At 64.0% G+C, this 12,542-nt stretch carries 11 protein-coding genes; 8 read left to right on the plus strand and 3 right to left on the minus strand.

The features are described 5' to 3' along the window. Positions 1-72: 72 nt before the first annotated feature. The 3 genes from yajC (at position 73) to secF (ending at position 3,404) form a co-directional block, all read left to right on the plus strand. Positions 73-414: a preprotein translocase subunit YajC gene (yajC, locus tag AC1DTQ_RS00115; RefSeq protein WP_093281540.1), complete on the plus strand. Its 342-nt coding sequence runs from the start codon at positions 73-75 to the stop codon at positions 412-414. 123 nt (positions 415-537) lie between these two features. Continuing rightward, positions 538-2,427 carry a protein translocase subunit SecD gene (gene secD, locus AC1DTQ_RS00120; protein WP_477847021.1) on the plus strand — a complete coding sequence of 630 codons (1,890 nt, stop codon included), beginning with the start codon at positions 538-540 and terminating at the stop codon, positions 2,425-2,427. A gap of 11 nt (positions 2,428-2,438) precedes the next feature. Next, a complete protein-coding gene (secF, locus tag AC1DTQ_RS00125; protein ID WP_477847022.1) occupies positions 2,439-3,404 on the plus strand; it encodes a protein translocase subunit SecF in 966 nt (321 codons plus the stop codon). A 151-nt stretch (positions 3,405-3,555) separates the two neighbouring features. Here secF and AC1DTQ_RS00130 read toward each other — a convergent pair whose 3' ends face one another. Next, positions 3,556-4,380 carry an inositol monophosphatase family protein gene (locus AC1DTQ_RS00130; RefSeq protein WP_477847023.1) on the minus strand — a complete coding sequence of 275 codons (825 nt, stop codon included), beginning with the start codon at positions 4,378-4,380 and terminating at the stop codon, positions 3,556-3,558. Between the two features lie 128 nt (positions 4,381-4,508). Here AC1DTQ_RS00130 and AC1DTQ_RS00135 point away from each other — a divergent pair, with 128 nt between their 5' ends. The 3 genes from AC1DTQ_RS00135 (at position 4,509) to AC1DTQ_RS00145 (ending at position 8,428) form a co-directional block, all read left to right on the plus strand. Beyond that, positions 4,509-5,300: an RNA methyltransferase gene (locus AC1DTQ_RS00135; RefSeq protein ID WP_477847024.1), complete on the plus strand. Its 792-nt coding sequence runs from the start codon at positions 4,509-4,511 to the stop codon at positions 5,298-5,300. Positions 5,301-5,363: 63 nt separating this feature from the next. Beyond that, a complete protein-coding gene (locus tag AC1DTQ_RS00140; protein ID WP_477848331.1) occupies positions 5,364-6,314 on the plus strand; it encodes a phosphate/phosphite/phosphonate ABC transporter substrate-binding protein in 951 nt (316 codons plus the stop codon). A gap of 38 nt (positions 6,315-6,352) precedes the next feature. Beyond that, entirely contained in the window at positions 6,353-8,428 is a 2,076-nt protein-coding gene (locus AC1DTQ_RS00145; protein ID WP_477848332.1) for a putative bifunctional diguanylate cyclase/phosphodiesterase, read from the plus strand. Positions 8,429-8,522: 94 nt separating this feature from the next. Here AC1DTQ_RS00145 and AC1DTQ_RS00150 read toward each other — a convergent pair whose 3' ends face one another. Then, on the minus strand, positions 8,523-9,179 hold the full coding sequence (locus AC1DTQ_RS00150) for an exopolysaccharide biosynthesis protein (protein WP_477847026.1): 657 nt from the start codon (positions 9,177-9,179) through the stop codon (positions 8,523-8,525). After that, entirely contained in the window at positions 9,160-10,473 is a 1,314-nt protein-coding gene (locus tag AC1DTQ_RS00155) for a hemolysin family protein (RefSeq protein WP_477847027.1), read from the minus strand. Before AC1DTQ_RS00155 ends, AC1DTQ_RS00150 begins: the two co-directional genes overlap by 20 nt. A 269-nt stretch (positions 10,474-10,742) precedes the next feature. On the opposite strand from AC1DTQ_RS00155, the gene AC1DTQ_RS00160 reads away from it, so the two are divergent. Then, entirely contained in the window at positions 10,743-11,369 is a 627-nt protein-coding gene (locus tag AC1DTQ_RS00160; RefSeq protein ID WP_310089959.1) for a DUF47 domain-containing protein, read from the plus strand. 12 nt (positions 11,370-11,381) lie between these two features. After that, positions 11,382-12,503, plus strand: a complete 1,122-nt coding sequence (locus AC1DTQ_RS00165) for an inorganic phosphate transporter (protein WP_477847028.1) — start codon at positions 11,382-11,384, stop codon at positions 12,501-12,503. Positions 12,504-12,542: the final 39 nt, after the last annotated feature.

Here is a 12,542-nt window from a genome sequence, read left to right on the forward strand (position 1 = left end):
CATACTTGCGGGGACGCCGGCCCGCCCCCATGGCATAATTCCCGGCTGTTTTCGGCCTTATCGGATTACCTGATGAACCTGCTCGATTTCCTTATTCCCACCGCCCATGCCCAGGCCGCAGGCGCTGCTCCCGCCGGTGGTGGATTCGGCATGCTGCTGTTTCCGATCATCCTGATCGCGGTGATGTATTTCCTGATGATCCGCCCGCAGATGAAGCGCGCCAAGGAACACCGCGGCATGCTGGACAAGCTGTCCAAGGGCGATGAAGTCATCACCTCGGGCGGCATCGCCGGCACCGTGACCGACATCGGCGACAACTTCGTCACCGTCGAAGTGGCCGACAACGTGCGCGTGCGCGTGCAGAAGGCTGCGGTCGGCAACGTGCTGCCCAAGGGCACGCTCAAGTCCGCCTGATCGGCTTCGGCAACCCGGATGCCGCCGAAGGCGACGTCCGGGCGGCCATGAAGATCCGACGCAAATCCCCGGGTATCGCCTTGCTCCGCCCGGGCTACGGTCTACGTTCTCTGGAACTCCCCGATGCTTGAATTTTCGCGCTGGAAATACATCGCTATCCTGCTGGTCGTGCTGTTGAGCGTGCTGTACGCGCTCCCCAACATCTACCCCTCCGATCCTTCGGTGCAGATCACGGCCAATCGCGGTTTCGCGATCGACGACGCCTTGAACCAGCGCATACAGGCCTCCCTGAAGAAAGCGGGCGTCGCCGCCAAATCGCTGGACAAGGAAAAAGACAGCCTGCTGGTGCGCATGCCCAGCCTGGACGCGCAGACCAAGGCCAACGACGCGCTGCGTACGGACCTGGGCGATGACTACATCGTGGCCCTGAATCTGGCTTCGACAGTACCGGACTGGATGGGCGACTTCGGCGCGCGTCCCATGGTCCGCGGTCTGGACCTGCAGGGCGGCGTGCATTTCGTGATGCAGGTCGACCAGAAGGCGGCGCTGGACAAGCGCGTGGACGCCTACGCCGAGGACATGCGCGTCACCCTGCGCGACAAGCGCGTGCGCTACGAATCGGTCGAGCGTCGCGCCGATAACAGCATCGTGGTGACCCTGGCTGCGGGCGAGAATGCGGAGAAGGCGCGTACCGCGCTGGCAGGCAGCGCCGCCAACGCCAGTGCGGCTTCGGTGGGCCCGGCACTGACCTATCTGATCGACGGCAACCGCATCAATGTGACCCTGCCGCAAAGCGAGCTGCAGCAGATTTCCGGCGATGCGATCGAGCAGAACATCGCCACCTTGCGCAATCGCGTCAACGAACTCGGCGTGGCCGAACCCATCATCCAACGCCAGGGCGAGGATCGCGTGGTGGTGCAGCTGCCCGGCGTACAGGACACCGCTGCGGCCAAGCGCCTGATCGGCGCCACCGCGACGCTTGAATTCCATTCGGTCATCGACGGCAACGCGCAGGACGCGCTGGCCAGCGGCAACGTGCCGCCTGAGGCGCGCATCTATTATCTGCGCGATTCGGCCGGTCCCGACGGCAAGCCGACGCCGGTGCTGCTGAGCAAACGCGTACTCGCTTCCGGCGACCAGATGGTCACCGCCAGCACCGGCACCGACCAGAACGGCTTGCCTGCGGTCAACATCACGCTCAATGCCGCCGCCGGCCAGCGCATGTTCGACTTCACCAGCGCCAACGTCGGCAAGCTGATGTCGGTCGTCTACATCGAACGCATCCCGCAAGTCACCATCGTCGACGGCAAGGAAGTGCGCTCGACCAAAGTGAGCGAAGAAGCGCTTGCGCCGACGCGCATCGCGGGCGTCTTCGGCAAGAACTTCCAGACAACCGGCCTGGAGAAGACCGAAGCCGAGAACCTGGCCAAGCTGCTGCGCGCAGGTTCGCTGGCCGCGCCAATGGATTTCATCGAAGAACGCGTAGTCGGCCCCAGCCTGGGCGCCGAAAACGTCGAGCGCGGCACCAAGGCGGTGATGTTCTCGTTCCTGTTCGCGCTGGCGTTCTTCCTCATCTACTACCGCATGTTCGGCCTGATCACCTGCGTGGCGCTGCTGCTCAACTTGTTGATGGTGGTGGCGGTGATGTCGCTGTTCGGCGCCACCATGACCTTGCCGGGCTTCGCGGGACTTGCACTATCCATAGGCATGTCGGTGGACGCCAACGTGCTGATCAACGAGCGAATACGCGAAGAACTGCGTGCCGGGGTACCGCCCCAGGCGGCCATCGCCACCGGTTACGACAAGGCCTCCGGCACCATCTTCGACTCCAACATGACCGCGCTGCTGGCCGGTGTGGCCCTGTATGCGTTCGGCACCGGACCGTTGAAAGGCTTCGCCATCACCATGATCGTGGGCATCCTGACCTCCGTCTTCACCGCCGTGACCGTATCGCGCGGCATCGCCACCTTGATCTACGGCCGTCGCCGCAAGCTCAAGTCGCTGGCCATCTAAGGGGACCCGACATGAAACTTTTCCCGTTGCACCTCATCCCCAACGACACCAACTTCAACTTCATGCGTTTGCGCTGGGTCTCGCTGACCGTCGCGCTGGTGCTGGCGGCGGTGGCGGTGGGCGCCATCGCCTTCAAGGGTTTCAATTACGCGCTGGACTTCACCGGCGGCACGGTGGTGGAAGTACGCTTCGACCGGCCTGCCGACGTCGATGGCGTGCGCGAACGGCTCAACGCCGCAGGCTTCACCAGCGCGCAAGTGCAGACTTTCGGTACGGGCAAGGATCTGCTGATCCGTTTGCAGCCGCGTGCGGGCCAGACCAGTTCCGGCAACGACAACACCACGGTGCGGGAAGTGCTGGCTGCGGCCTCCACGCCGGACAATGCCGCCAAGATGTTGCGTAACGAGTTCGTCGGGCCGCAGGTCGGCAAGGAGCTGGCGCTCAACGGTCTGTATGCGCTGATCTTCGTGGTAGTGGGCTTCTTGATCTATATCTCGTTCCGCTTCGAATGGAAATTCGCGGTGGCGGCCATCTTCACCACGCTGCACGACGTTCTGATCGTGGCCGGCTTCTTCGCCCTGACCGGGCGCGAATTCGACCTGACCGTACTGGCCGGCCTGTTGTCGGTGATGGGCTTCTCGATCAACGACACCATCGTGGTGTTCGACCGCGTGCGCGAGAATTTCCGCAGCCTGCGCGCCGAGCCGATCGAGATCCTCAACCGTTCGGTCAACCAGACGCTGTCGCGCACCATCATCACCTCGTTCGTGGCGTTCCTTACCGTACTGGCGCTGTACCTCTACGGTGGCGGCTCGCTGGAAGGCATGGCGATCTCGCAGATGCTGGGCATCGTGATCGGCACGATCTCGTCGATCTTCGTGGCCTGCCCGTTGCTGACCATCTGGTTCCTGAAGGTCACCAAGCAGGATCTGTTGCCGAAGGCGCGCGAAGAGGCGGCGCTGGCCCGCCGGCCTTAGGCGCTGCAGGCACCACAAAGGAAAAAGGTCGCGAAAATCGCGGCCTTTTTTTTGAGCGGATGTGGATGTAGGAACGGGCCCTGCCCGCGACGCTTTTCCTTCGGTTGATGCAAAAGCTTCGCGGGCAGGGCCCGCTCCTACGCAGATGACATCAATTGAAGCTCGCGGCGTAGCCCGAGGACACGATGGTCTTCTGCAGCGCTTCGCAGACCTTGATGTTGCCCGCCACGATCTGGTGGCCCTTGGCGCCCTGGAAATCCATGCGCGCGATGCTGGCGCCGCGGTAGTCGCAAACCTTGCCGCCCGCCTCGCGCACCAGCAGCACACCGGCGGCGATATCCCAGGCTTTCACGCCGGCTTCGAAATAGGCGTCGCTGCGGCCGCAGGCCACATAAGCCAGATCCAGCGCGGCAGAACCGGTGCGGCGCACATCCTCGGCCTGCACCAGCAGTTCACGCACGCATTCCAGCTGCGCGCCGGCGCGGGCGCGTTCGCGCGGCGCGAAGCCGGTGCCGATGGTGGCGCCAGCCAGATCCTTGCGGTCGGTGACGCGGATGCGGCGTTCGTTGAGCTGGGCGCCGCTGCCGCGGCTGGCGGTGAACAGTTCGTTGCGCAGCGGATCGAAGATCACCGCGTCGGTGGGCTCGCCATTGTCGACCAGGGCGATCGAGACGCAGTAGTGCGGGAAACCGCGCAGGTAGTTGCTGGTGCCATCCAGCGGATCGATGACCCAGGTGTAGCGCCCGTTCTTGCCGGCTTGGCCGCCGCTTTCCTCACCCAGCACCGAATAATCGGGATAGGCGCGCTTGAGTTCCTTGATGACGGCCTTTTCGGCGTCGGCATCCACTTCGCTGGCGTAGTCCAGGCGTTCCTTTTCCACCACGTTCAGGCTGTCGAGCTTGTTGATATTGCGCAACAGGACGTTGCCCCCGGAACGCGCGGCCTTGACCATGATGGTGATGACAGGATTCAACATGGGTAACGGACCTCGGGCGGACTGGCAGGGCAGACGGGTGGGGCAGAACGAATGGTTAAAGAGCAGCACGGCGCGTAGACCGGCGCGCGCAGTTTAACATCTGTGCCCACGAACACTCCTCCACACCCATGAACATTCCCGCCGAATCGAAAGAATCGCTCCCGGAAACCGCCGCCAGCCGTATCCGCATCGTGCTGGTCGGTACCCAACACCCCGGCAATATCGGCGCGGCGGCACGCGCGCTGAAGACCATGGGACTTTCGAAACTGGTGCTGGTGGCACCCGAGCAGTACCCGGCGGATGAGGCTTTTCGCCGGGCCGCCGGCGCCGATGACCTGCTGGCTTCGGCCAGTGTGGTGGCCACCCTGGCCGAGGCCGTGGCCGATTGCAGGTTCGTGCTGGGCTGCACCGCGCGCAGCCGGCGGGTCGCGTTGGAGGAACTGCACCCCCGGGTGGCGGGCGAACGGGTGGTGGAAATCGCCAGCCGGGACGAGACGGCGCTGGTCTTCGGCCGTGAGCGCACTGGACTGAGCAACGAGGAGCTGCAACTCTGCCACGCGTCGGTGCACATCCCCGCCAATCCCGAGTACAGCTCGCTCAACCTGGCCGCGGCCGTGCAGGTGCTGACCTACGAAGTGCGGGTGGCATTGCTTGCAGCGGGAGAAGTGGCCCCCGTAGCCGTCGAAGAAAGCCACGAGACGCCAGCGAATCATGCGCAACTGGAGGGATTTTTCGCCCAGTTGGGGGAAACCCTCGACGACATCGATTTCCACAAGGGCCGGGCCCCGGAATCGGCCATGCGCAAGCTGCGGCGCCTGTTCCTGCGCTCCAATCTGAACGAGCAGGAGGTACGGCTGTTGCGCGGCATCCTGGCCGACGCGCAGCGCATGGCACGACTGGCCGGAGAGGGTCGGCGCTGATTGGCGCGGATTGGCGCTGAATTGCTTACTACCCGTCAAGGGAGCTTTCGGCTAGTCTCGCACCTGTCGTTGATGCGAGCCCTGACGTTGCGTATAGCCTGGTTTGGTCTTGCCCTCCTGTTGATGCATGCCCCCGCCACGGCAGCGCCGGCGGTGCCGTCCCCCTCCGACGGCGGCAATGTACTGGTCATCGGGCGCATCAGCGACGATCCCAAGGCCCATTACGAGCAACTCAAACCCCTGCTGGATTACGTGGTGCCGCGCATGCGCGACGTCGGCATCACCGAAGGCCGCATCCTGATGGCGCGCGACGCCCAGCAGATGACCAGTTACCTGCGCCGCGGGCGTGTGGACTGGGTCACCGAGACCGCCGGTACCGCGATGCAGCTGCAGAAGCGCGCCGGGGCCAAACCCTTGCTGTTGACCGAGCGCGGCGGAGTGAGCCGTTACCACTCGGTGTTCTTCGTGCGCAAGGACAGCGGGATCGATTCGCTGGCCGACCTGAAAGGCCGCAGCATCGCCTTCCAGAGCACCGCTTCGACCAGTTCCTATATCGTTCCTGCTTCGACCCTGCTGGATCGTGGCCTGCACATGGAGATACTGCTGTCGCCGATGGACAGGCCTACACCGGATTCGGTGGGCTACGTTTTCGCGCGCTCAGAACTCAACATCGCTGCGTGGGTGCATAAACGCCTGGTCGATGCCGGCGTGTTCAGCAGCCTGGATTGGGAAGACGAGCGACGGATGCCGGCGGCGTTCCGTCCCGACATGAAGGTCATCTACCAGACCCCGGATTATCCGCGCGCGCTGGAGATGGTGCGCGGCAACCTCGACCCCAAGGTTGAGGCGCGCCTGCGCGAAGTGCTGTTGCAGGCGGCCAACGATCCCGACGCGCGCGAAGCCATGACCCTGTTCTTCCGAACCACGCGGTTCATGCCGGTCGACTCGGTTTCGCAACAGGGCCTGGATCGTCTGCGCGATGGCGCCGCCCGCGTGCGCGAGCAAGTCGAGTGAGTCTGCGTTTCGGATTGCAGGCGCGATTCCTGGTGGCGATGGGAATCACCCTGGCGGTGGTGTTCGCCTTGATCGCCGTGCTGCTGCAGCGGCAGACGATGATGCAGCGGGAAGTGGACGTACTGGGCCGCGAAGCCATGCAGAGCATGGCCGCCGATGCGCTCAACCGCCGCGGCGAAGCCATGGTGGAACAGCTGGCCGATTCCTTGACCAATCCGCTGTACTTCTCCGATCTGGACACGATCGGCACCACCGTGCGCGCCGCCGCCCGCCAGCCCGATGTCGCCTACGTGCTGGTGTACGACGCGCGCGGCAACATCGTCCACGACGGCTCTTACGACATCGCCGCCTATGGGCAGCCGATGACCGATCCGCTGGCCCACGCCGCAGTTTCTTCTCCGCGTCTGCTCGCCCAATGGTCGCAGCAGGTATTGGATGTGTCCGAAGGCATCAGTATCGGAAACGAGCGCATCGGAGGCGTGCGCGTAGGCTATTCGCTGTCCGAAATACGCGCCAGCGAGGAACGCGCCGCCAAGAACCTCAACAACCGTCTGGTCGAGTTGGGCCGGCGCCACATGGGCTGGATCGTATTGTTGTTGGCCGCATTGGCTGCGGTATGCGTGGGCATCGCTTGGTACGCGCAACGCACGCTGGTGAAACCGATCAGACAGTTGGCAGAGGCCGCGCACGCCATCGGCGTCGGCAACTACGACGCGAAACAATTGTCCAGCGATCGCCAGGACGAAGTGGGCGATCTGGTGCGCGCTTTCAGCAGCATGAACGACAGCATCGCCCGCCACGACCGCGACGTGCGGCGTATGGCCTATACCGACGCGCTGACCGGGCTGACCAACCGTCTCGCGTTCCGGGAAAGCCTGGACCATCGGCTGATGATGCTGCGTGGCGCCGGCCGCCAGCTGGCCTTGCTGTTCGCCGACATCGACGACTTCAAGCGCGTCAACGACACTTTGGGACACGAAGCCGGCGACGACGTACTGGTGCAGTTCGCCAACCGCATCCGCGACGCAGTGGAACGTATGGGTGGCGACGATTCGCTGCTGGCGCGTTTCGGCGGCGACGAGTTCGTGATCCTGATTCAGAACGGCGACGTGCGCGCGGTGGCCACGCAGTTGGCCGAAGCGTTGGTGAAGGAGCTCGGGCAGCCGCTGGTGGTGGAGGGCCGACAGGTATTCCTGGGCACGTCCATCGGCATCACGCTGTTTCCGGAGGACGCTTCCGGCGCCACTTCGTTGATGAAGAACGGCGACATCGCCATGTACCAGGCCAAGGTCGCGGGCAAGAATTGTTACCGCTTCTACAGCCGCGCCATGGACCAGGCGGTTGAGCGCCGCGTACACATGGAACAGGAACTGCGTGGCGCATGGGAGCGCGGCGAGCTAAGCCTGGTCTATCAGCCGATCTTCCGTCTGATGGATCAGCGCATCGTCGGCGCCGAGGCGTTGCTGCGCTGGCAGCACCCGGAAATGGGAGCGGTCGCTCCTTCGGTCTTCATCGATGTGGCCGAGCAGAGTGGCTTGATCGAAAGCATCGGTCCACGGGTACTGCGCGCCGCCTGTGCTGCTGCGGCCCATTGGACCGCGCATAGCAATTCGGAGGAGGCGCCGTTCGTCGCGGTCAACGTCTCTCCGCGGCAGCTGCGCAGTGGAGATTTGCCGGAGGAGGTCGCCTCCTCCCTGCGCGACACTGGCTTGCCGGCTTCGCGCCTGCACCTGGAGCTGACCGAGACCGCGGTGATCGGCGATGAGGCCCATGCCAGCGCATTGCTTGCGAAGCTGCACCGCACCGGCGTGAAGGTATGGCTGGACGATTTCGGCACCGGCTTCTCCGGCCTCAGCCACTTGCGCCGCGTCCCCGTGGACGGGGTGAAGATCGATCGCAGCTTCATCGCCGATATGCAGCGCGATCCCGACGATCTGGCGCTGACCACGGCCATCATCGCCATGGCGCATTCGCTGGGCATCACGGTGGTGGCCGAGGGGGTCGAGAAGGAAGCGCAATTCGATATCCTGCGCGATCGCGGTTGCGACCTGGCGCAGGGTTACTGGCTGGGCCATCCGATGAGCGCGGCCGAGTTCGAGCACTTGCTCATCTGAGCCGAACAACAAAGCCGCGGAGGTGGGAGCGGCGTCCCGCCGCGAGCTCTTACCCTCAAGTCATAGGAGCTCGCGGCGGGACGCCGCTCCCACTTCAGAACCAGCCGTCGACCATGTGCACCAGCATCTGTACCAGGTTGCCGGAGACGAAACCGAACACCACCACCGCGACCCCGCCGGCCAGCCAGGCGACCAGCATCAGCACGCCGTCGCGCTCCAGCAATGCGAACACGAACAGCAACAGCAGCACGCCGAACACGTAGTTGGTGAAGGGGATGGGCAGCGACAGCAACAGGCCCAGCAACACCAGCAGCAGGCCTGTGAAAGCGCCGGCGATGGGATGGTCCAGCACGATTTCCATACGTGGGCGCACCAGCTTCTCCAGCCAGCCCAGCCATCGCGACATGATGTCCCGGAAACGTGCCATCGATCTTCGGTGCGGACCACGCCGGGCCAAAAAGCCGGGCAGCCATGGCTTGCGCAAACCGAGCAGCAATTGCGCGCCGACCAGCATCACCAGGGGTCCGCTGACCGCACCCGCTACGCCGGGAATAGGCAGGAAAGCCGGCAGTATGCCTACGAACAGCAACATGCCGAAGGCGGTTTGACGCAGGCCCGAAAGCAGGTCGCCCAGACGAAGATGGTCATTGGGATCGCCCGACGCGAACTCATCCAACACTGCGCGGGTGCTGACATGCTCCTTGCCGGCCGCTCCCGGCGTAGCGCCGGATTCAGACGCTGGTTTCGTCATCGTCTTCTTCCGGCAGCCTCTGCACCAGCAGCTTGTCTATGCGCGCGCCGTCCAGGTCCACGACCTCGATACGCCAGCCCGCCCAATCCAGATGTTCGCCGACATGCGGAATGCGGCCGAACTGTTCGATCACCAGGCCGGCGATGGTGTTGTAGTCGGCCTCGTCGCCATCGGGCAGCGCCACGCCGCCCAGCAGTTCGCGCAAGTCGTCGTTGGGCAGCGACCCATCGACCAGCAGCGAGCCGTCGTCGCGCACGACCACCAGCGCATCATCGTCGCTGTTCTCGGACGCCTGCAGCCTACCGACCACCGCGCCCATCAGGTCGCTGAGCGTCACCAGGCCCTGGATCTCGCCGTATTCGTCGACCACCAGCGCCAACGATTGCTGTTCCTCGCGCAGGATTTCCAGCAGCTTCATCGCATGGGTGGATTCGGACACGAACAGCGGTTCTCGCAGGTTCTGGAAGATTTCCGGCGAACGTTCGGCGAAACGGTCCAGCAACGATTTCACTTCCAGGATCCCGACCACATCCTGGTCGTTGCCGCGATAGACGGGGAAACGCGAGAACTGCGACTGGCGCATGGTGTCGATGTTGGCGTCGTAACTGGCCGCCTGGTCCAGCCAGACGATTCTCTTGCGCGGCGTCATCAGGCTGTCGGCGGTGCGGTCGCCCAGGCGCAGCACCCGATTGACCATGTTGCGCTCGTCCACGTCGATCACGCCCTGGGCGTGGCCTTCGCTGACCAACAAGCGGATCTCTTCTTCGCTAACCGCATTGCGGTCGCCGTCGCGGATGCCGAGCATGCGCAATACCAAGCGGTTGATCGCGCCCAGCACGAACACGATCGGGCGCGCGATACGCGACAGCCAGTCCAGAGGGATAGCGACCACGGCAGCGATGTTCTCGGCGTTGGTCAGGGCCAGACGCTTGGGAATGAGTTCGCCGAAAATCACCGAGCCGGCGGTGATCAGGGTGACCGCGGTACCGAAGCCGATTTTCCCCGCGTATTCGCCGGCGTTCGGCCAGATCCCAACCAGCCATCCGGCAACCAGGGCCCCAATCGCATCGCTGCCCAACGAGCCAGCAAGCACGCCGATCAGGGTGATGCCCACCTGCACGGTGGACAGCAGATTGTCGGGATGCTCGGCCAGGGCCAGCGCCACCCGCGCGCCGCGGCTTTCCTGTGCCATCTGTTTCAGGCGCAGCTTGCGCGAGGTCATCAGCGCCATCTCCGACAGGGCGAAGAAGCCATTCAGAACGATCAGGCCGGCAACGATCAGCAGTTCAAGCATGCGGGCGCTTCCGGCCGGGGCAGGCTTCTGCGGGGCCACGCAGCGCGGGGGAGCGGCATGCGGGGGAGGGGGAGGTAGGGTCGTCTTCCATAAAGTGCGCCTGGGCGCGGAGCGGAGTCTAGCAAACCGGCCCGTCGCTTTGCCTGACAGACAGGGGAATCGACTGCCAGCGGCTTGCCGGTACGGGCTCTGATCGCCACTCGTGGTCACGAAACCGTCATAATTCCGCCCGGTTGCCGTCCCTCCCGTGACGGCGGGGTGCGCTACCAATGTTCTCGCTGCAGACCATCTTCGGCTCCGGCCAGCAGTTCTATTCCCTGCTCGACGACTCGGCGCAGGCCGCTTACGACAGCACCAAAGCCCTGCACAGCATGATGAAGACCGCCGACCGGCAGCCGGCGCTGGATGCCTTCAAGCTGGCCCGGCAGCGGGAGAGGGCGGCCTCGGACAAGATCGGCAAGGCCCTGGTGGACAGCTTCATCACCCCGATCGAACGCGAGGACATCGAAGCCCTGGGGTCGGCGCTGTACAAAATTCCCAAGCAGGTCGAGAAATTCGCCGACCGCTATTCCCTGGCGACCAAGCACCTGGAAAACATAGATTTCGCGCCTCGCGCTGCGATGCTGGAGCAGGCAGCCTCGGTGGTGGTGGAAATGGTCCACGACCTGCAGAAGATGAACATCGATCGCATGACCGCGCTCAACGAGAAGCTGCGCGCGCTGGAGAACGAGGCCGACCGGCTGATGCTGGAGCTGTATCGCGACATCTATTCCGGCCGCCTGGACAACCTGCAGATGTTCCTGCTGAAGGAGTTCTTCGAGATTTTGGAGAAGGCCATCGACCGTTGCCGGGAAGCCGGAGTAGCGGCGTACCAGATCGTGTTGAAGAACAGCTAGGACCCGCGCCCCATGCTGACCCTGGTCCTGGTCGTGATCCTGACGGCGCTCATCTTCGAGTTCATCAACGGTTTCCACGACACCGCCAACTCCATCGCCACGGTAGTGGCCACCAAGGTGCTGACGCCCGGCCAGGCGATCATCCTCGCCGCCAGTACCAATCTCATCGGCGCCTTCATGGGCACCGCGGTCGCCAAGACCATCGCCTCGGGCCTGGTCGATACCGATGTGGTCAACGTGACTTCGCAGGTGCTGATCTGCACGCTGCTCGGCGCGATCATCTGGAACCTGATCACCTGGTGGCGCGGATTGCCGTCTTCTTCTTCGCACGCACTGATCGGCGGGCTGTGCGGCGCCGCATTGGCCGCTTCGCAGAACAATTGGACCGCACTGATCTGGTCCAAGGCGGGCGACGGCGACTGGAGCAGCAACAAAGGTCTGTTGTGGAAAGTCGTCTTTCCCATGATCACCTCGCCGCTGGCGGGATTCCTGCTAGGCGTCGCCATCATCTCCCTGCTGTACCTGATCATCGCAGGGATGATGAAAGCCGGCGGCCCGTTTGCGCGCATGGCTAAGCCGCGCTGGGTCAACGCTTTCTTCGGCAAGGCGCAGTTGGTATCGGCCGCTTACATGGGCTTCGCGCATGGCCGCCAGGATGCGCAGAAGACGATGGGCATCATCGCCTTGTCGATCTTCGGTGCGCAGTCGGCCGGCATACTCGACAACCTGCCCGCCTGGCTTGCCTTCCTGCATCCGGACGGCGGCAAGGACGACATCGACAGCTGGGTGATCGCCACCTGCGCCTTGGTCATGGCCGCAGGTACCGCCGCGGGCGGTTGGCGCATCATCAAGACGCTGGGCCACAAGATGGTCAAGCTGCAGACCATCGACGGCTTCGCCGCAGAGACCGCGTCGGCGACGATCCTGGTCACGGCGGCGCACTTCGGCATGCCGGTTTCCACGACGCACAGCATTTCCACCGCCATCATGGGCGTGGGCTTCGCCAAGAATCCGCGCAAGCTCAAGCTGGGTGTGATCGAGCGGATCGTGTGGGCATGGATACTGACCATTCCCGCGGCCGGCGGCATTGCCTACGGTTTGTTCAAGTTGGTTAAGGCATTGGGCTGGGCTTGAGATTTTCCTTCTCCCACCGGGAGAAGGTGGCGCGAAGCG

The sequence above is a fragment of the Pseudoxanthomonas sp. P4_B2 genome (genome assembly GCF_056402315.1).